Annotated in this window: 14 protein-coding genes and 3 tRNA genes; 4 read left to right on the top strand and 13 right to left on the bottom strand. The window is 66.7% G+C overall.

Annotated features, from left to right (window positions below):
- Positions 1-48: 48 nt before the first annotated feature.
- Together ABZ078_RS09025 and ABZ078_RS09020 are read right to left on the bottom strand one after the other, a co-directional pair.
- Positions 49-675, bottom strand: coding sequence for a hypothetical protein (locus ABZ078_RS09025; protein ID WP_356573143.1), 627 nt, complete (start codon positions 673-675; stop codon positions 49-51).
- Between the two features lie 176 nt (positions 676-851).
- Entirely contained in the window at positions 852-1,397 is a 546-nt protein-coding gene (locus tag ABZ078_RS09020) for a hypothetical protein (protein ID WP_356573142.1), read from the bottom strand.
- A gap of 149 nt (positions 1,398-1,546) precedes the next feature.
- Between ABZ078_RS09020 and ABZ078_RS09015 the strand changes: the two genes are divergently transcribed.
- Entirely contained in the window at positions 1,547-2,326 is a 780-nt protein-coding gene (locus ABZ078_RS09015; RefSeq protein ID WP_356573140.1) for a hypothetical protein, read from the top strand.
- Between the two features lie 42 nt (positions 2,327-2,368).
- On the opposite strand, the gene ABZ078_RS09010 is transcribed toward ABZ078_RS09015, so the two are convergent.
- From ABZ078_RS09010 to ABZ078_RS08980, 7 genes are all read right to left on the bottom strand, one after another.
- The gene (locus ABZ078_RS09010) at positions 2,369-6,679 is read right to left on the bottom strand and encodes a hypothetical protein (RefSeq protein ID WP_356573138.1); all 4,311 of its coding nucleotides are present in this window, start codon (positions 6,677-6,679) and stop codon (positions 2,369-2,371) included.
- A 291-nt stretch (positions 6,680-6,970) separates the two neighbouring features.
- Entirely contained in the window at positions 6,971-8,065 is a 1,095-nt protein-coding gene (locus ABZ078_RS09005; RefSeq protein ID WP_356573136.1) for an XRE family transcriptional regulator, read from the bottom strand.
- Positions 8,066-8,137: 72 nt separating this feature from the next.
- Positions 8,138-8,797: a hypothetical protein gene (locus ABZ078_RS09000; RefSeq protein WP_356573134.1), complete on the bottom strand. Its 660-nt coding sequence runs from the start codon at positions 8,795-8,797 to the stop codon at positions 8,138-8,140.
- Between the two features lie 78 nt (positions 8,798-8,875).
- Complete coding sequence (locus ABZ078_RS08995; RefSeq protein ID WP_356573132.1) at positions 8,876-9,832, bottom strand: ParB N-terminal domain-containing protein; 957 nt, start codon at positions 9,830-9,832, stop codon at positions 8,876-8,878.
- Positions 9,833-9,834: 2 nt separating this feature from the next.
- On the bottom strand, positions 9,835-11,142 hold the full coding sequence (locus tag ABZ078_RS08990) for a hypothetical protein (protein ID WP_356573130.1): 1,308 nt from the start codon (positions 11,140-11,142) through the stop codon (positions 9,835-9,837).
- A gap of 158 nt (positions 11,143-11,300) precedes the next feature.
- Positions 11,301-11,702: a hypothetical protein gene (locus ABZ078_RS08985; protein WP_356573128.1), complete on the bottom strand. Its 402-nt coding sequence runs from the start codon at positions 11,700-11,702 to the stop codon at positions 11,301-11,303.
- Between the two features lie 277 nt (positions 11,703-11,979).
- Positions 11,980-13,122, bottom strand: coding sequence for a ParB/RepB/Spo0J family partition protein (locus ABZ078_RS08980; protein ID WP_356573126.1), 1,143 nt, complete (start codon positions 13,120-13,122; stop codon positions 11,980-11,982).
- A gap of 848 nt (positions 13,123-13,970) precedes the next feature.
- On the opposite strand from ABZ078_RS08980, the gene ABZ078_RS08975 reads away from it, so the two are divergent.
- The gene (locus ABZ078_RS08975) at positions 13,971-14,513 is read left to right on the top strand and encodes a hypothetical protein (protein WP_356573124.1); all 543 of its coding nucleotides are present in this window, start codon (positions 13,971-13,973) and stop codon (positions 14,511-14,513) included.
- A 5-nt stretch (positions 14,514-14,518) separates the two neighbouring features.
- Positions 14,519-15,286, top strand: coding sequence for a hypothetical protein (locus ABZ078_RS08970; protein WP_356573122.1), 768 nt, complete (start codon positions 14,519-14,521; stop codon positions 15,284-15,286).
- Here the strand turns inward: ABZ078_RS08970 and ABZ078_RS08965 are convergent.
- Positions 15,283-16,257, bottom strand: a complete 975-nt coding sequence (locus tag ABZ078_RS08965; RefSeq protein ID WP_356573120.1) for a recombinase family protein — start codon at positions 16,255-16,257, stop codon at positions 15,283-15,285. The two genes, ABZ078_RS08970 and ABZ078_RS08965, sit on opposite strands and share 4 nt — an antisense overlap.
- A 525-nt stretch (positions 16,258-16,782) precedes the next feature.
- On the opposite strand from ABZ078_RS08965, the gene ABZ078_RS08960 reads away from it, so the two are divergent.
- Positions 16,783-18,654 carry a tyrosine-type recombinase/integrase gene (locus ABZ078_RS08960; protein ID WP_356573118.1) on the top strand — a complete coding sequence of 624 codons (1,872 nt, stop codon included), beginning with the start codon at positions 16,783-16,785 and terminating at the stop codon, positions 18,652-18,654.
- A 148-nt stretch (positions 18,655-18,802) separates the two neighbouring features.
- Here ABZ078_RS08960 and ABZ078_RS08955 read toward each other — a convergent pair.
- From ABZ078_RS08955 to ABZ078_RS08945, 3 genes are all read right to left on the bottom strand, one after another.
- Positions 18,803-18,879, bottom strand: a tRNA-Ile gene (locus tag ABZ078_RS08955).
- A gap of 178 nt (positions 18,880-19,057) precedes the next feature.
- Positions 19,058-19,130: transfer RNA gene (locus ABZ078_RS08950), tRNA-Asn, on the bottom strand.
- A 5-nt stretch (positions 19,131-19,135) separates the two neighbouring features.
- Positions 19,136-19,208 (bottom strand) — tRNA-Asn (locus ABZ078_RS08945).
- Positions 19,209-19,352: the final 144 nt, after the last annotated feature.

Raw genomic sequence — 19,352 nt, 5'->3', positions numbered from 1 at the left:
TCAAACGGCATGGGCCGCTCCGTTTCGTCCACGCATGGATGAGGCCGTTCACCCGAGGCTGTCGATGATCTTCGCCAGCCGGTCGACGGCCTTTCCGTTGTGTCCCTTGGCAACCATGTAGCCCAGGATGATGTCGCGAGCGGCAGTCTCTCGGCCACTCAGGTCGCGCAGGATCCGCGTGGCCTGGTCCCGGCCGAACCCCCTGGTCCACCCGTTGTTCCCGTAGAAGTGAACGCGGTCCAATGCCGTGCGCTGGGCCTCACTCAACGTGTCGGCGGTGGTCTTCCCAGTCAGGAGGTTCACGGCGCCAGCCGCCATCGCCCAGCCGACCAAGGGGTGCATTGCGCTCTCGACGACGGCGAGCGACGAGCCCCGGGCGTAGCCTGCGGCCAGGTGCATGAGCTCGTAGTCCGGTACGTACGCCAGCACCGGCCCGCGGTCCCTCGCCGGGCGGCTGCTACGCGGTGTGACCGCCGAGTACGTGCGGGCGAACCAGGTGATCCGATTCGGTCCGGACGTCCACTGCTGCTGGGTTGGAGTCACCAGCAACGGCTTGGCTCCCTGACGCTGTGCTTCCTGCAGTACCCAGTCGACCGCCAGTTCTGCAGCCTCGTCCCAGCTTCTCTCCGGGTCGTCGTCTGGCACCCAGGCAGCGGTGTACGCGACATCGGTCATGGTCTCGACGCTACCCTGACCCACTGACCAAACCGGGCAGGACGGCGGCTAACTGCCGCCCCGACGATCTTCACCGCCGCTCAGAGTCAGGCCCGGTGGCCTTGGTGTCGACGGGCCTGGTGTCGCTCTTCTTCTCCGTGCCGACGAGCGCCGGATTGGCGAAGGTGTCAGTAAGGCTAGGTTGCGGTTGAGCGGGAGGCTGGGGCGGAGCTGGTGGCGGCGTCTGGCCCGCTCCCCCGTTCTGTGTGTCTGTCATGCCCATCAGTGTGAACCATGAGACTGACAGTCGACAGCACGAGCCCGACACCCACCGCGCAGAGGCTGACCGTCCAGCAAGTGGCCTTCCGATTGAGCTTCGCCCTGTTCCGTTCGAAAATGCCCACGCGCGTGGCAGCGAGCTGCACCAGTACCTTGCCCTTCGGGTCCCGAGCGTTGTGCTCCAGCACCTCCTTCGGCTCAAGATCCTCGTAGTCAGCAACGCGGAATGTCATCAAGCCGGACACGAAGGCGATCGCGTACGCCGCGAAGGCCAGGGTCGCGAAGACTGGCTGAGGGTTCTGCGCGGCCAGGAACTGCGCCGCAGTGGCTGCGAAGCCGACAAGAAACACCGCCTTGGTGTCGATCTTTGCAAGTGAATCCGACTGCCGCGCCAAGCGCGACGCCAACTCGTTGTTGATCACCTCAAGGGTGTCGACCCGCTGCTCGAGTTCTTCGGGCGTCATAGGGTGAGATTAGGCCCCGACCCGGCCACGGCGGCAGGACACTCCAGACCGCGACTTGATCGCTCAACCCGGCAAACGCTAAGCGCACCAGTTCCTGCAGTCCCGGGATACGCAGCACCTCGCACTCTTCGGGCCTGCAAGATGAGTAGGTGCAGATCTCCGACCCCGGCGCGGCTGCCGAAGCGCGTGTGGCCCGTTACCTGAACGAACGGGGCTACGCCTTCGCGGTCGAGCCCGATCTCGGCATTGCGAAACGCCCCGACTTCGTGGTCACGGCCGCGGGGCACACGGTGGTGGCCGAAGTCAAGGCGTTCGATACCTATGGCATGTTCACGGATGCGGTGCCCAATCAGCTGATGGCCCGGTCCCTGAAGGAGGCGCTCCGGCCGATCCGACGGCAGATCTCCAATGCAGCCGTACAACTCCGTGAGCTACAGGGCCGCGGCTGGCCCTTGGTGGTGTTCCTGGACAACCCGGCCGGGCGACCCATCCCGATCGACTCACCGTACATGGTCGTCTCCGCGATGTACGGGGACATCCAAATGGAAGCGGCTGTGAGCACGGACGGCTCGCTCGGCGACCTCCGTGCCGTCGCCGGCCGCAACGGCAAACTCACCAACGACCACCCATACATCAGCGCAGTCGCCGTTGTACGGCGCGAAGACCACGCCGCCGCCTGGGCAGCCCAGTGGTTCGATACCCATCAGGCCGCCTTCGGCGATGACGTCATAGCACTTGCGGCCGCATTCGCGGAGGCCAGCGCAACGGACGCGCCCGAGGGCGACGAGATCTTCCTCGAGGTCTTCGAAGCGAGCAGCCCCACCGCTGTCCCCCTCCCTCGCAACGTCTTCAACGGCCCCCGCGACTTGCGGTGGGTGCCGAACTCAGAGCGCACTGGTCTCGTCCCCCTCCCCCTGGGGCCGCAGTGAGACTGAGCCGAGCGACGTCCGGCTTATCCAGGCGAGAGGAATCTAAGGCTCGGTGCGCCAAGGGTCGGAAGCACCAGGGAGGCGACAGTCGAGGACTTTCGCCGTGACAATGGCGCCTCGCTGGTCACGTTGCTCCTGGGCGCGCGCATCCTGTTCGTGTTGCAGGGACGGGATCGTGTGATCACGGGCTGCCCGGTGTCGCTTCCTTCGCTCTTCGTGGCTCCAGCGGTCGCAGTCGAAGTAGCCGACGAGGTAGATCCCCGCAGTGCGGGGAGCCCGCAGATAGTCGCGGACGAGTTGGTCGGCCAGCGCGGTGGGCACGTCCTGGTGCCAGCATCCTTTGCATTCGATGACAACGGTCAGCGGGTCGTCGCTGTCGATGGGCGGGGCGGTGGCCTGGATCTGGATGTCGGTACGCCTGCCGGGGAAACCGGGGCGGTCGAATTGGACTTCGCGGTTGATCACGACACGGTGGCCGCCGATGTCCTGACGCAGGAATGCTGCGACCAGATCGCTGAAGTCTTCTTCCCAGCACGGCCACCAGTCGGTGTGATCGACTGCTGCTGACTTGCGGTTCCACAAGGCGACTACAAGGCCGTTTGGCCCCTGAAGGACGGCCTGGAGGCGGTCCAGGCTGGCCAACACGATGTCCTGAAGGTGGCGTGCGTCGCTGATGGTGCGCAGGTTGGTGTCGGCGGCCAAGCGCCACAGTTGCTCTGGTACCAGACGGCCGACCTGGAGCTCGGCGACGGCGCGAGCAACGGCCTTGGCATGCCAGCGCAGGTCCGTAAGTTCGGGATAGCGGGTGGCGAGGCCGGTCAGCTCACGGACGGCTTCGGGGGTCTTCTTGGAGATCAGCAGGCCCAGCAGTTCTCGGTGCAGATTGCTGGGGGCGTCGGTGAAGAAGCCTCCCTCGAACTGGTGGTCCAGGATGCCGGAGATACCGATGTGCTCAGTGAGCCTGGCGTACAAGTCCGCTAGGTCGGCCTCGGAGATCTGACTGATACCAGTCGGCCACGATCCATGAGAGTCGATGGTGATAACGCGGTCCAGCAGGGCAGCCAGGACGCCGGGGGCAGCCAGGGTGGTTCTGATCACGGCCCAGGTGACGGGCAGCTGGGGGCATCCCATCACTGCCACGGCCGCACGGGTCCAGCGTGAACTGCTTCGTGCGGCGTCCCGTTGAACGTCAGGGTCGGCCACGGTGGTGCAGAGGTCTTCCCAGGAGAGTCGGTCTCCCGCAAATGCGAGCGCGGTCAGGACCGCGGCCCACTGCATGTCGGTGCGTCCCGGAGCACGGGCCCAGTCGCGCAGCATCTGGACCGATCCAGGCATGGCGGCGCTAGCGAAGGCCTCGGAGAGACTGGCCAGTTCGGGCTCACTGCAGCCGCCCAGCGCCTGGACGAGTAGGGCCGGCATCTGCTCGCCGGCAAGTCGGGTGCAGCGGGTGAGCAGCGTGTGCCGTAGTGCGATGTCGTCGATGTGGTGGCATTCGTGAGCCGCTAGTGCCAGGGCGGCCGCAGCGGCTCGACGGGGTTGGCGGTCGAATGCCTCCGTCAGGCGCTGAGTGTCCAGCAGGGCCAGGGCCGTCAGCGCGGTGGCGGCCTGGTTCCAGTTGGCTGTGGCGGGGGTGGTCGCGCCGGCGTGGAGGGCGGCCGAGCGACGGGTCACAGTGGCGGCTGCTTCCAACAGGAGGCGATGCAGTTCGCTGCCCTCGTGAGGGAAGGACGGTGCCGCTGCTACGGCGCCGAGCCACCTGTCCTGCGACGCCTTGCTGCCGTCCGCGGTGCGGTAGAGCTCGATGGTGATCTGCTGCCATAGGGGCTCAGGGGGTCCCTCCCCTGTGCTGAGCACTCCGAGGATCTGCCGTAGGCGGCTCTCGTTGAAGGCCAGGCGCTTGAGTTCTTCTTCCTGCTCACGCCGTTGCTTGGATTCCTCAGCGGCGCGAGTGTCCCACCGCGCGGTGGCGGCCTTCAGGTCCGGGAAACGCTCGCGCAGTTCAAGGGCGCTCGGCATGTCCGGATCCGTCAGATCGGGCCACGCGGTCACTAGCCACGCGGCGCGCCGGCGCGCGTCTGGGCTCAACGTGGGCCACTGCATGGTCCAGTACACCGGCTCGTCGGTGGCGAGCAGGGCGGGGCTACCTGGCCAGGACAGCAGCCGGGTGGCCTGGCGATCATCACCACGTTCCAAAACACGACGACCCAGATCCCGGCGGATACCGGGCCGAGTAGCCAGCACTTCGCCCACCGGCTTGGCGAGGTGGTGCCTGTCATCGAAATCGGCACGTCCCGCCAGGACGAGCAGAGCATCGACGACTTGGTCGAGCAGCCTGTCCCGGCGCGCAGGATCGCTGCTCGTGTCATCTTCGTCGATGAGCGCAATGGCTCGGGCGAGGATGCGCACCGGAAGCCGCACGGACAACTGCGAGTCACCGGACGCGGTCAGGCCAGCCCGGGGGTGCCGGGAGCCGAGAATGTGTGTCGCCCACGCCACTGCGTCGTCGACGTCTTCGGGTCTCAGCCGGTCCGGAACCTGTTCGATCAGGATCCATGCGGAACGGATCTGGGTGGGGTTGCCAGAGGGTGGGATCAGATTCAGGAACTCGGGCAGGCGCAGATGTTGCGGCCACAACCGCTCCAACGCTGCCGCGGCCAGGTCTGGATCACCGCGCCACGCCAGCGCCTCCAACAAAGCCACGCGCGCCGCATCCAGCTCCTGGACCGGCACCCAGCCCAGGTCCGCGTCATTGTGCTCGGCCAGCGCCCTCAGCCTGAGCACCTGGTCCGTCTCCAGCTCCTCGCCGAGTGCCTGGACGGCCCGCCGACGCATGACAGGATCGACCGCCTGTGACTCGGCCACAACCAGCAACTGATCGTTGAGTTCAGACAGTCGGCAGGCGCGGGCGATGCCGAGCGCGGCAGAAAGCACAGCACCCGTTGTAGAGGGATACAGGTGCGGCCGCAGCTGGGCGGCCAGGCCCGGATGCTTCAGACGGTGCAGCAGCCATCGGTCCAGTCGCACGGTCTCATCGCTGCGCACAAGGTCGAGAAGCCGGTCCACCACGGCCTCGCGCTGCTGATCACGAAGTGCAGTGAGATCGGCCAGCAGCAGTACTTCGGGGTCGTCCCGCAGAACCTCATCGAACAGCTGAGGATCATCCACTACCCTCCACGCGGCCACCTCACGGTGCCGTGTCACGACATGCCTTGAGGCTCCGTCGCCGATCCACAGCATCTGCCGCTGCGCGCCGTCGCGCATGCGGTGCCGTGACAGGAACTGGGCTGCCAGGTACTGCTGGTAGCTGTCGTGGGCGAAAACCCAGCGTCGCAGCCCCGCCTCAGCCATCAGCCCGGAATCCACCAGCGTCAGCAGCTCCCCCATCCCGCAGTGGTACTGCGTACCAGCCGGGCCCGGCTCATCGCCGCCGTCCAGGTCGGACAGTGCCACGTCTGCCCCTGTTGGACTGGGGGTGTCGTGCACCGCCCCGTAGTGGCCGAACTGCAGGGCTGCGGCCACCCGGCCTGCGAGTGCCGTCAGATGATCGGGACTCAGCGGACTCCCGTCGCGATGGCCGTGGGAGCACAGCTGCCTGCAGGCGAGGCGGTACGCGTCGGCCACCGTGGAGGGCAGGCCTCGTCCTTCCCGCTCGGCTTCCAGCAACGGCTTCAACGTGATCGGAGACCGGGCCAAAGCCACCGCGGCCTTCTCTTGAAGTCGCCGAGTGACCCTGCGGCCATCGAGGCCATCGCAGGCGGCAGCCATCTCCACGTCGGCACGGCCGAGCGGCGTCACACCGACTACTGACACCGACCCACGCGTCCACAGCGATTCGAGATGTTCTTCCAGACCCCGGGGCCACCGGCCCGAACGGCAGGCTACGCGCAGCCGTAGTCGGCTTCGCCGCTCCCGGCCGAGTTCCTCCAAACAGGCGGCCAGGATGTCGTCCAAGACCCCAAGCCGGTCCAGCCCCTCATCGAGGCTGTCCAACAGGATGTACCCCGGCTCCTCCTCAGAAGCCCGCTCCAGGACAGCTCCCAACTCCTGCCGTGCGCTGCCCGCTTCGTAGAACCGGCCCCGTGCTTTCAGGTCGACCAGCTCCACGGTGTGCCCGTCGGACCTAAGCGCCGCGGCTTCCTGAGCGAACAGGTCGCTCTTGCCGCAGCCTCGCTCGCCCAGCACCACGAGCACTGCATCCTCGCGCCGATCGGCCAACGGGGTCCCGGCCCGCGACCACGGCGTCTCGATCACCCAACCGAAGCGGTCGACTTCGGGCGGAGAGCTGATCTCATGGACACGGCGAATCCAGGGATACCGACCCTCGCCTCTATCTGCCTCGGCCACACTGCCCACGCCACCGACACTACGCGCTGTACGACCGGGCACGGAACCAAAGCACCGGGCCTACTCGGTAGGGCGAACTCGGGGGCCTTCCGTCGCCAAGCCGCAGGTGAAGGTGTCTGGTCACCGACCGGCTCGCCATCGTCATCGGTCCGCCGGAGCAGCTCCTTCCATTTACCAGCAGTACTCCAGCAGCGCCATGGATCCGTGCCGGCCGATGCCGTCCTCGTCACATTGCAGCCAGGGCCAGCGTCACCGCAATGTGCCGCCCTGCCCTCACGGGCATTGGCTTCGGCCATCGGCTCAGCGCACGAGCGTCAGTACTCCCTTGGCCCTGTGGTCGACGGAGTGTTCGCCGCCGCCATCCACAGCCGTCACGGTCAGCCCGAAGAGCATCTTCTTCATCTCTTCCGCAGTGACGCCCAGTTCATCAGCGACATCACTGGGCCGAATGCCCTTGGAGCGCAGGCCATGGAAGACCTTCGTCAGGATCTGGGATGTCTCACGCTTCTTCAAACCCTGCGGTTCGTCGGTGCGGTATCCGCGTGCGCTCAGTTCGGCGCAGGTGGAGCGGTACTGCCAGTCGGTGAGAAGGCCAAGATCGTGCATCCGATACGTCAGCGCCATCGCGGAAACCTTCCAGATCCGCTTGCCCTCGATGATCTGGTCGACGCGGGCCCCGGCAGGCATATGGCCGAGCACACTGGCGGAGGGCATGAGAAAGGCACTGGCGAAATCGTTGGCCTGACGTTCGGCCTCGGGTCCGGTGCAAGGGCGCTCGCCACTGCCATGCATCACTAGGTGGCCCAGCTCATGCGCGGCGTCGAACCTGCCGCGCTCCACGGTCTTCATCGTGTTCAGGAAGACGAACGGCACGCTGCCTCGCCAGACCGCGAAGGCATCCACTTCCAGTGAGTCCGGTGGCAGGGAGAAGACCCGGACGCCGTGCGCCTCCAGGAGGTGCACCATGTTCGGCGCCGGAGCGTTGCCCAGCCCCCAACGGGTGCGCACCATCTCCGCAGCCGTCTCCGGGTCCGGCTTCCCGAGCGAGGGAAGGTCTGACTCAGGGAGGCGGAAACGCTCGTCGATCCAGTCGTACAACTGCGCCGCGAGCGTGCCCGCTGCCCGGGCCGAGTCCAGAACACGGGGTGGTGTCTTGGTCCGGGCTCGCCACGAGATGCCCTCCGACGGAAGTTCATCGACCTCAGGGCCGCTGAAGAACCGCTCGGGAAAATCGAGCGCGCCCGCGATTCGCCGGACGGAGGGCGGGCGGGGTGACGTCCGGCCTGTCTCGTAGTTCGACAGGCTCTGCAGTGACACTCCGGCGCGTTTGGAGAGTTCTGCGAGGGTCAGTCCCCGGCGCTTACGGGCCAGCGTGATGCGTGATGGGGTCACCATGGTGGACTGCCTCGTGTTGTCGGTGGTGCAGGGTGCGGCACTGACAGAACAATGCCGCACCCGGGCAGACGGTCAGCGGAACGGGACCGGGATGTCGATCTCGCCGCCCCCATCTTCGTACGGCGGTTCGATTCCGTCCATTTCGAAGACCGGAAGAGGGATCCGCCGCTTCCACTTCGTGACGTACCCGCGCTCGACCTCGCCCGGCAGCGACAGCTCGTTGTGGATGTGGACCTTGTCGTCGACCTCAACGCGGTACGAGACGAGGAACCAAACCTGGAGCTGGTCGGTCTCCTCGGCGCTCAGGACGATCTCGTCCCGACCCACCGGGCGCGGGAAGAGTTCCATCTGGGCGTTGACCTCGGCGACCCGTTCCGTGGCCGCGCCGCGACGGTGCAGGTTCCGTGGCGGATTCGTACGCTCGCCCGTCGCCGCGTCCCCGACCATGACGCCGATGGCGACGGTCTTGTCGGGGTTGCAGACCACTTCCAGATGGTCGTGCAGAAGCCGCTTCCAGCCCTCGTGCTGGATGTGCATCTCACGAATGATCCGGACGTGCTCCTGGTACGCCCGAGTGCCGGCCGTGTTGGCCGGGTGGTTCGGCGTCGCGGAGCGGCGGGCGATCTCGCCGGCCCGCAAGGCCGGGTGCAGATACTCCAGCTTGGTGCCGAGGGCGGCAAGCTGCGCGCGATAGTCATCGGGCTCGGGCGCAGCAACGGGAAGGACGGCCATTCAACCTCCGGTATTCGGTGGACGCGAACGCGATCTTATAAGAACGCTACCGCATGTGCGGTGTCGTTCTTATAAGCGTCATCCCTCAACTTGGCGTACAGCAGGGGCCTTCTCCTGCCCGTGCGACGGCTGCCCCATCAACTCGCCCACGAGAACGTCCAACACGCGCCAGGGCTCGGCTTCGGGCACCTGCCCCTCCCGGACGAGGCGATCAATTGCGGCGCGGACGGCGGCCGCGGTCTCCACCGGGACTTCCCGTACGCCGAACACTGTCTCCAGCGGGGCAGCGCCCTTGCGGCTCGGTTCGCCCGTGGCGGCGTCGAACCAGCCCTCGGCCAGCTCCCCCAGGTGCCGCTCGAACACGGCGAGGATCACGCCGAGCGCCGTGGCGGAGTTGCCGATCTTGTACGCGGCCCGGGAGGTCTCCAGCGCATCGAGCACCGGCTCGTACTGCTCCAGCCCGGCCACCCATCGCTGGTCCGCCGTCGCCGTGGACCGGGCCGCGTCGAACGCGGCTTCCGCCCGCTCCAGCTCATCGGGCAGGAACATGAACTGCACGCTGGCGAAGTCGAGGTTCGCCTCGCCCAGGGAGGCGACGTCCACCTTCTCCAGCAGGTCCAGGGCCTTGTCGTCCAGGCCCGTGTACTGCCGCCACTCCACCGACTCCAGCTCGTCGTAAAGCTCCTTGAGGATCGCCGGATCGTCCTGGCCTGCGATGGCGTTGTGCGAGAGCTGGAGAGCGATCTGCCGCTGGCGGGGCAGCGGCTCGTCTATCTGCATCCACCAGATCTGCGACAGGCCGGCCTCGATCGCGGCGAGCGTGCGGTGGTTGCCGGACAGGACGACCAGCCGCCCCGTCTCGCGGTCGTTCCACACCAGCGGCGTCGAGGTCAGGCAGCCGTCCCGCTTGATGTTCGCCACGAGCTGCCGGAACTGTTCGTGCGGCAGGAACCGCGCGTTGACGTCGAGCAGTGTCAGCGTGCGCGGGTCGCCCTGCACCATCTGCGGCGGGGCGAGGCGAGTGGTCTCCTCCATGGTCAGACTCCTGTCTTCGTCGTCTGGGCGCCCCACCGCTTCGCCCACGTCTGAAGGGCCTCGGCCAGCGTGTGCTGGCCCATGGCCCCCTGGTACTGGAGCTGGAACTTCCAGCCGTCCTCGTTCGATGGGCTGCGCTTGTGCAGCCGCAGCAGCCCGCGGTACTTCATCGACACGGGGTTGTTGCTGAACGCCGTCGTCGCCACCCGCCGGATCCGTCGTGAGAACGCCCGCTGGCACAGCAACTGCGCCTCGGCGCTGGTGGCCGCGAGCACGATCAGCTTTGACAGCCGCGGGTAGTCGGTCGGGGCGACGGCGAAGTCCGAGAGCACGTACGCCTCGTCCGGCGTGTACGTGCTCGGGGCCATTGCGAACACGCCGAGGAGCCGTCCGTGGCCGTCCTTCACTGCGACGGCCAGGTTCGCCGCGCCCGGCGCGATCTTCGGGTTGAGGTACCGGGAGCGCAGCGCGTTGAACTGGCCGGGCTTCAGCAGCGACAGCGTGAGCGGGCCGACAAGTTCGTCACCCTCGCGCAGGCGGGGGACCTTCACCGGCTCGATCGGCTGGCGAGGGGCGACGATCCTCGTCCGGGCCCGACTGGCGTACACGTAGAAGGGAGCGGCACGCGGGGTCGCCTTGATCACGCCGCGCAGGTAGGGGTGAAGTTCGGGCACGTCGTGGTTGGAGGCCGTCAGCCAGTACGGCCGGTCCGTGATCGCGCCGAGCACGCTGACCACGTCGTCGTCGGACAGCGGCTCGTACTCGGGCGCGTCCCAGGTGAAGTGTGCCTCCAGCGGCTCGTACAGCTTCTCGTAGCCGCCGCCGTAGAAGGGAGGGAAGGAGCACACGGGGGCGTCGCGGGGAACCTTCTGGAGCCACGAACGCACGTCTTCCACCTCGTACGAGGCGAGTTCGATGTCCGAGCCGGACAGCCGCTCGACCGTCTCCGTGTACTTGGCCTTCCACTGCTCTCGGTAGGAGCGCACGACCCGTTCGTGCCAGAGCCCTTCGCGGCCGACGCTGGCGAGGAACCGAGTGCCGAGCATGAGCGTGGCGACGGTGCCGACGCCGTCGTCCAAGGAGTCGGCGAGCCAGCCGAGTTCGTCTCTGCTGTCCTCGCGAAGCTGGATGCCGACCGGCTGGCGGGTGAGCCACCGGCCGACCGCGCTGGTGTAGATGGACACGTCGGAGGAGTGGAGGGCGAAGCCCACGCCGGCCACGCTGCGCTCGATGGTGAAGTTGCCGCAGCACGGGACGTACATCGGGCCGCTCGGCCACTGGCTGGCGGTCTCGCGCACGATGGAGCGCATGGGGCCCGGGATGGTGCCCTGGAACATCTCGCCTCCCGACGAACGACAGCGCCCGGCCTCGGTGGAAAGCCGGGCCGGGCGCTGCGCTGGAACCTTACACAAGGAGCAGGCAGCTCCTTAGAATCATGTCACCTATCTTTTGGGCGTGGCTCCGACGCTCAGATCAACGTGCCCTGCTGATCCATCGGGGACAGCTCCCGCACCTCATCTCCCGTGACCTCCTTCCACCAGGCCGCGAACACGCGGCGGTGGCACCACAGGCCCGGCTTGGCCAGGTCCTCGAAGCAGAGCAGCACCAGGCGGTGATCGCCCTCGGCCTGCGTGATCTGCCGCAGACGCGCGGCGATCCGCTCGGGGCCGAGCTGGTCGAGGTCGGCCCGATACGCCGTCGTGAACTCGGGCTCGGACTGGGAGAGGTAGTCCCGACGCGGGGCGAGCTCCCGCACCGAGTGGGTGAGGGAGTAGGGGAGTTTGAAACGGGGAGCGCCCAGGGTGATGCGCACCGGCACCCCTTGCGGGGGCTGGAACGCCTGGAACCGGTTGGTGAACAGGGTGAGCACGTGGCCATTCCTTTCGTGGTGCTCAGATACCAGGGCGCGTCGGCGTCCCCGCCGGCGGCTCCGGTGACCGATGATGCCGCCCGCTCGGACCTGTAGGGGCCTGAGCGGCACCGGGCACGTAGGGAAAGCGCCTCCCTGCGCGCCCGGCCCGGGCCGAAACGGGTTGGAATTTTGAGAGGAATTCAAGCGGAAACGGGCGCGACCGGAATTCCGGCCGCGCCCACTCACCCAAACTCACAGGAGAGGAGGGGCGCGACCGCTGCCGCACCCTTCCGTTCTACTTCGCTGCCGCTTCAGCCTTCTTGACGGGCGTCCGGCGCGCCGGGGCCCTGGTGCCCGTGGCCGTGCGCGCCTCGGGCTTCGTGGCGGGCTTGGGCGCCGCCTTCTTCGCCGTGGACTGCAGCTTGCCTGCCGTCTTCGCCTCCGGCTTCTCGGCCTTCGCCTCGGGCTTGGCCGCCGCATCGGCCTTCTTCGCAGCCGCCGCCTCCTGCTGGACCTCGACGGCCGCCTTGTTGAACTCCTCAGCCATTGCGCGCTGGATGCCCTGCGCCTTGCTCAGCAGGTTCCGCACCATCTGCACCTTGGCGTACAGGCGGCCGACGACCCGCAGGTGGCGGGCGAGATCGTCACCGAGGATGACCGCGAGGTCCTCCGGCTTCTTCTCGGCCAGCTCCTCCAGCAGCGGGATCAGGACCTCCTCGGCCTTGCCGAGCCCGTCCTTCGCCTTGGCCTTGGCCTTCTTCTGCTTCTCCTGCTCCTCGGCCGTCGGCGCCTTCTCGTTGGTGAGGGAGGTCTGCTGCTCCATCATCTTGAGGCCGTTGGCGAAGTGCTGCGCTTCGGCCTCGCTGTCGAAGTCGCCGCGCACGTACCGCATGGCCGCCACCATCTGGTTCGCCGGGTTGAGCTGGGCGATGTGCCAGGCGAGGTTGTTCTTGATCTGCCCCTGGTCGACCATCTCGGCCACCTCGGGGCGCAGGGTGAGCAGGCCCAGCCGCCAGGTGATGTGGGTCTCGGTCTTGCCGAACTGCTTGGCGATCTTCGCCGGGGTCCATCCGGCGGCCTTGAGGTCGGCGTACGCACCGGCCTCCTCCATGATCGTCATGTCCGCCCGGTTGACGTTTTCAGCGATGCTGAGGACGTACGCCTCTTCCTCGGTGGCACCCTCGACGACCTTCGCAGGGATGACCTCCAGGCCGGCCGCCTGGCAGGACCGCCAGCGCCGCTCGCCCGCGATCAGCATGTAGGGGACCTTGGCGCCCTCGACCGGCCGGACGACGACCGGCTGAAGGAGGCCGTTCTCCTTGATGCTGTTGGTCAGCTCCTCCTGCGCCTCCTCCGAGAAGAACTTCCTCGGCTGCTCCGGGTTGGGGGCGATCTCGCTGACCTTGATGTTGATGAACTCGACCTTGCCGTCAGCCATTTTCCCGCGCCTTTCGTGAATTCCGTTTGGGGTGTTTCCCTTTGCCCTTACACTTATATCTTAATGGCGAATACCGCCAAAGCAAGTTCAGAACTCTTTTAATTCAAGGGAATTCATAAAGGGGAATCCGCCGCATTTCCAAATTCCCTTCTTGGGATGCGGACATGAGAGAGCCCGCCACGACCAAGCGGTCACGGCGGGCCAGCTCCCATCACGCATCCCGACGGCCGCACCGGACGGCCGACTCCTCGCCGGGCGGGGCGCGGGGGGGTCGGCCGCCCGGCGAGGAGTAGGGAAGGACGCCGCTCGCGCGACGCTGCCGTGCGGGGCTCCTGCGGCTGCTGTACCCGCCCGGCACATCAGAACGTACAGCAGTAGATCAAGAATGTCACCTATCTAGCCCCTACCTGAACGCGTCGTCACCCTGTGACTCAACAGCGCCCGTCCCTCTGCGAGCTGCCGTCTGGCTCCCTGCCGCGTATGCCGGCCTGCCACTCCAGCAGCTTTCGGGCCTCCTGGCGGGCCGCGACACCCGCTCCACCCCGAAGCAAACACGGGGGCTGCTTGGTCAACTCAGCGATCCGCCGCTCGTCGATTTCGGACATGCGATTCCTCCCGTGAACGGCAAGCGCGCCGCCTTCGCCCGCCCAGATGCGACTTCCTCGACAGCCCACCGAGAGGCAGGCAACGGAGCGCGTGACGCCCGCAGTTCACCCGCCAGCTCCCCCGAGGAAACTGTCCAACAAACCCTATAACCCCTCCGAGCTGCGAGGTATCGTAGAGGCAGGGATGATTGTTACCGGCCAGTCACCTGCGGCGAGCATACGACACGGCCAGAGAAGGCGGACATGACAGACACCACCGACCGGCGTCAACACATGAGCCTGGCCTCGAAGTTGCTCGTCCTGCTGCGCCTGCGCCGCGATCCGGACGGGTTCACCCCCAGCGCCCGGGACGTCTCCGATGCCACAACCCCGGTGGGCCAGCGCAAGCCCCTACTGTCGCACGGCACTGTCAACAGCCTGATGAACGGCACCAGTAGCAATCCCAGGTCGTCTACCATCACTGCGCTCGCTCAGGCACTCGACGCTCCGGCCGCGTTCTTGCTCTCAGGACGGGAGTGGGATGACCTCGCAGCCCTGTCCGTGTACCGGGAGCACCCTGAAGCCCGCGAAGTCCTGCGTTTAATGCAGGGCCTTGAAGTGCAGGACATTCTTGAAATCCGTTCGAAGCTCCGGGAGATCCGCGTTCGCAGGGGACTGCCCGAAGAGGTCCCCGCGATCCCCCCACCTCCCCCCGGCATCGACCAGCCCCGTGAGGGCCGGCCGCGCCGCCTGCTGAGCCTGCACGAAGCCGCTGAGAGGGCAGCGGATGATCTGGAAGGACGTTGAACCTCTTGGACGGCCTCATCTACGGTGTCTGTGCCCTTGCTACAGCCATCAGCGCGGCCATACGCCTGCACTACACCCGTAAGCGTCGCAATCAAGCGGCCTATCAAATCGCCCACAGGGCCCGGGTGTCGGCGTTCGTAGCCTGCTTCTTCGGCTCCCTCCTGGCGATCCCCACCGTCGCCGAAGCCGTTGACCGACTCATGGACTTCAACGAGGTCTCATCCCTCGCCTCGGACCTCGCCGCGGTGATCTTCTGGGCAAGCCTCCAAGTCCTAATCGTGGACTGGACGCACTCAAGAAGCCACGTACAAACGGGAGTCGCAGTGCGCATCTTCGCCGTGTGCTGTGTTGTCGCGGCGATGATCTGGGAGTTCCATATGGCCGACACCGCGCACACGGAGCTGTCCACCGCCTACGCGCGTAGCGCCGACGTCCGGCTGTACCTGCTCACCTACCTCGGCTTCACAGCCGTTGCCGGGCTGGAAATCGGCGCCTTCTCTACTGGGCTGGCCGTTGCGGCCTGGCAGCAACGACGCGCAGCCGCAACCGGACTGTCCATCGCTGCCGCCGGGGGCATCTTCGGCGTCGCCCATGCGCTCAGCCGGGGCGGGTACATCGTCGCTGACCGGATCGGGCACGCCTGGCCGCTGTCCGTCGAAAACGCCGTCAGCCCCGCGTTGGCGGGGCTCTCCATCATCTGTGTGGCCACCGGTCTCGCGCTGGCCACCATCGGCTACCACATCAGCCCCAAAGGCGCTGGCAGCGCGGTTTAGGCGGTCTTCTCCTCAGCCTCCGCGCCCCACTGGCGCCAATGCAGTGCCACCCGGTCCGCGTCCACGGTGCGCGAGCCCCTGGACGCGGCCGGGTACACGGCCACCTTCTCCAGCATGAGAACCAGGACACCCTTCTTTGCCCTCATCGGCGCATGCTTCCACCAGCGCACGAGGTCAGGGATGTCGCCCACCGGCACGTGCTTGACCTGCTCCAGGAGACGAGCCTTTGTCTCACTCTCGCGGATCAGCTGCTTAAGTTCCTTGTCGGCCGTCCTGAACGCCATGAGCGAGATGCCCGGCGAGCGCGCGTAGTCCACTCCCAGCTTCTTCTGTCGACGGCGCGCGGCTGCCGCCTCCTTACGCAGGAGGGCAGCCTGGGCCAGCAGTTCATCTCGCGCCTGACCAATCAGCGCGCTGACCTCCGGCTTGGCCAACTCTGCCAGCACGTGCTCAGCGACGTACGTCTCCAGCAGGTCAGCATTGATGCGGACCTTGCCGCACCCGCCCGGATGCTGCGCTGTGCTGGGCGCACACCGGTAGCCGCGGCTGCCGCGGTTCGAGGGAGAGGAGCCCAGCGAGGTCGTGCACAGCCCGCAGGTACCCATCAGACCCGGAATCAGGTACTCGCGCTGCGGCGCCCGCCGCTTGTCGGGGTCATGGACGGGGCGCATGGCACGGATGGCCTCGAAGTCCTCCCGAGGGATGATCGCGGGGCCGCCCGTTTCGACGAGGTTGCCGTTCTCGTCTTCCTCCAGGCCGGCGATGGCCGGGTGATCGAGCACGTTTGCCAGGACGTCTGGCTTCCACAGGCCACCGCGCGTCGTGCGGTACCCCTCGGCGTTCATCCACTCCGTGATGGCGGGATAGGGCTGCTTGAGCAACCGCCGCGAGGCGGCAGCACGAATGCCCTCCGCCTCGCTCTCGCGCACCCGCCGGTACGCCATGTCCTCAAAGCCGTACAGCCTCGGCATCTCCTCGCCCCTCCTACCGACCCCCTTAGCTGGTGAACTAGTTTACCGAAGATAGGTCACATTGTTGGAAACCCAACAAACACCCCAAGATCACCCGCCGCCTCCGTCGATCACGTACTCACCCCCGCATCCCTGCGCTGCTCGATGCCGAGGACCTTCCACAGCTCCACCGTCGGCACCCGGACTGTGCCGCCTAGCGGGAGCGTCCGAACAGGGAACTTCCCACTGCGGATCAGCTCGTACGCCTTGTCTCGGCCAATTCCCAGAGCACGCCCGGCAGTTGTCACGTTGACCGTGGCCGGAAGAGCCAGCAGCTCCTCCAGACCCATCACTCCAGCCGAAGCCTGTCCGCCCACTTCCTGAGCAGTCATCGCGTTGGTCGCAATCTCCCCCGCGCCAACTTGCTGGCAACTTTACAACGCTGTCCGACACCCCCAGCAAGATCAAGAGAGATCACGCCAGACACGTACGGACACGTACGCACAACCTTGGCTGGCCGAGAGCCAGCCGACAGCAGGGGGTCGGATGTGCTCGCCGAACTTCTACCGGCGATGCCAGTGCAAGGGGCCGCTCACCGACAAGAACGGCAAACCCATACTGAACGACGACGGCACACCGAAGATCGGTGACATCGGGCTGACGTGCCCGAAGCTCGGACGGAAGGGCCACGGAACGTGGTACTTCGCCCTGGAGTTGGAGCGCGGCGAGAACGGCAAGCGGCGCCGCCCCAAGCGCGGCGGCTTCCCCACCAAGGAGAAGGCCGAGGAGGCGGCCGAAAAGTTCTACAAGGAGGTGGCAGGCGGCACCGACGTCATGTCCACCGAGACCATGGCCGAGTATCTGCGGCGCTGGATCGAGGCGAAGAAGAAGCTCGCCCGCACCACCCGACACGGCTACCAGGAACACATCGACAACTACCTGGTGCCTCACCTCGGGCACATCAAGCGCCGAGACCTCCGGGTCCGCCACCTCGACGCCATGTACAACGCCATCGAGCGCGAGAACGCAGAGCGAATACTCCACCACCTGCGCGTCGAGGAGCTCACCAGGGCTCGCGACGCCGCGCACCACGCCTGGGTTCGCGCCGCAGGGAAGAAGGAGGAGCGCCGCCGTACCCGGCACGCCTACCTCGAAGCCAACGCCGCCCTGCGCGAGGGCCGCAAGGGCCTGCGGAAGGTCACGTCCGCAGCGACCATGCACCGCATCAACGACACCCTCAGCTCCGCCATCACCTGGGGGATGAAGCGCGAGGACGCGTTCAGCAAGAACTGGGCCCGGCTGGTCGAGCTGCCGGCCGTCACCCGCCCCAAACCCCTGGTGTGGACACCCGAACGGGTCGAGCACTGGAAGCGAACCGGCGAGAAGCCAGGCCCGGTCATGGTCTGGACGCCCGAGCAGACCGGCGCCTTCCTGGACTTCGTCCGGGATGACTGGCTGTACGACCTGTGGCACTCCTTCATCTTTCTCGGCCCCCGCCGGGGCGAGATGTGCGCTCTGCCGGTGCACGAGGTCAATCTCGCCGATCTCTGGCTACGCATCTCGGCTCAGATCGTGGAGGTGGCCTACCGGCTGTACGGCGAAGCTCCCAAGGCCGACAGCGTCCGCACCCTGAACCTGAGCGAGGAGTCCGCCGAGGTCCTCGGGCAGGGACGAGCCCGGCGGGAGAAGGCGCGCGAAGAGTGGTCCGCCGCAGAAGCCTGGGTCGAGTCGGACCGGTTCTTCACTCACGAGAACGGCGAGCCGCTCCACCCTGACTGGGTGAGCCGACGCTTCAAGCGCCTGGTGGAGCTGTCCGGCCTTCCCCCGGTCCGGCTTCATGATCTCCGGCACATCTCGGCCAGCCTGTCGCTGCTCCAGGGCAACGACATCAAGGTGGTCCAAGAGCGGCTTGGACACAGCTCGCGCCAGATCACCTCGGACACCTACACCAGCGTCCTGCCCGAGCTCGCCCGACGCGAGGCCGAGTCCATGACGTCAGTGATCCCGCGCAGCGTCTCCTATGACGTGCTCCGGCCGCTCGCTCTTCCCCCGAAGCTCTTCAGCGACGGGATGGCCGTTGTCTACGCCGACGCTACCCGGAGCCGTGACGGCGTCTGGATCGTAAGCGTGAAAGCGCGGCACGACGGCCGCGCGCTCGGCAGGATCAAGACGGCCGCTGCCAGCCAGGAGAGCGCGACCCTGGCCGTGATCCAGTGGGTACGCGACCACTGCAAGGAGGCTGGTCTCAGGATCTTGTCGGCGGACAAGATCACCGCGCATCTGCCGGAACTCGGGAAGCGCCGGCACCTCGCCCGCTTCGTCATCGACGGCGAGGCCGAGATGAGGCTCGAAAGCCTGGCCCGCGTCCTGCTCGAAGCAAGCGAGCAGGGTCAGGAGCCGTCGGATGAGGCGGCCTAGGCACCTGAGGGACCCGAGCGGCACCCTCCGGGTCCCTGTCGGGTCCCTGGATCTTGGTCTGAACGAATGAACGGGTGGTGCCACGTAGGAGTGGCACCACCCGTTCTCACGTTTACGCAGGTAGAAACGGTTCTGCTCGCGTAGTGAGTGGTGGGGCGGGTGGGACTCGAACCCACGGCCGACGGATTATGAGTCCGCTGCTCTAACCGGCTGAGCTACCGCCCCATAGCGGCGTGTCGCGTACAAGTGTGCGCGCCGTCTGCCGCAGCATAGCCGCTCATACGATCTCCTGCCTCGCATGGTCGACTTCGCATGCCCTGAAGGACACCGCCTCGACCTGCGCGGTTCCCGGGAAAGAGGCCGAACATGAAAAAGGACCCCTGTGGGGTCCTCGTTCAGCATGCTCCCCCGACTGGACTCGAACCAGTAACCTGCCGGTTAACAGCCGGCTGCTCTGCCAATTGAGCTACGGAGGACCGAGCTCCCCCGACTGGACTCGAACCAGTAACCTGCCGGTTAACAGCCGGCTGCTCTGCCAATTGAGCTACGGAGGAATGCCTCGTTGCATCGAACGCACCTACCTGGGTATTCGCCAGGGGGCGTGCGCTCGCTGCGACACATACATTAGCGCAAGCAGGGGGGTGCTCCGCCAATCGGTTCCCCCGGCGCCGACGCCGCACCAGGGACCTACACAAGGG

Origin of the sequence: Streptomyces sp. NPDC006385 (assembly GCF_040612485.1) — a bacterium.
In the GTDB taxonomy this organism is placed as follows: domain Bacteria; phylum Actinomycetota; class Actinomycetes; order Streptomycetales; family Streptomycetaceae; genus Streptomyces.
The sequence above is the reverse complement of the archived record's forward strand: the minus strand, read 5'-3'. Positions and strand labels throughout refer to the sequence as shown.

Excerpts from the sequence above, each read along its gene's own strand:
- ABZ078_RS09025 (WP_356573143.1), bottom strand. The coding sequence starts at position 675 with ATGACCGATGTCGCGTACACCGCTGCCTGGGTGCCAGACGACGACCCG.
- ABZ078_RS09020 (WP_356573142.1), bottom strand. The coding sequence starts at position 1,397 with ATGACGCCCGAAGAACTCGAGCAGCGGGTCGACACCCTTGAGGTGATC.
- ABZ078_RS09005 (WP_356573136.1), bottom strand. The coding sequence starts at position 8,065 with ATGGTGACCCCATCACGCATCACGCTGGCCCGTAAGCGCCGGGGACTG.
- ABZ078_RS09000 (WP_356573134.1), bottom strand. The coding sequence starts at position 8,797 with ATGGCCGTCCTTCCCGTTGCTGCGCCCGAGCCCGATGACTATCGCGCG.
- ABZ078_RS08995 (WP_356573132.1), bottom strand. The coding sequence starts at position 9,832 with ATGGAGGAGACCACTCGCCTCGCCCCGCCGCAGATGGTGCAGGGCGAC.
- ABZ078_RS08990 (WP_356573130.1), bottom strand. The coding sequence starts at position 11,142 with ATGCGCTCCATCGTGCGCGAGACCGCCAGCCAGTGGCCGAGCGGCCCG.
- ABZ078_RS08980 (WP_356573126.1), bottom strand. The coding sequence starts at position 13,122 with ATGGCTGACGGCAAGGTCGAGTTCATCAACATCAAGGTCAGCGAGATC.
- ABZ078_RS08975 (WP_356573124.1), top strand. The coding sequence starts at position 13,971 with ATGACAGACACCACCGACCGGCGTCAACACATGAGCCTGGCCTCGAAG.
- ABZ078_RS08965 (WP_356573120.1), bottom strand. The coding sequence starts at position 16,257 with ATGCCGAGGCTGTACGGCTTTGAGGACATGGCGTACCGGCGGGTGCGC.
- ABZ078_RS08960 (WP_356573118.1), top strand. The coding sequence starts at position 16,783 with ATGTGCTCGCCGAACTTCTACCGGCGATGCCAGTGCAAGGGGCCGCTC.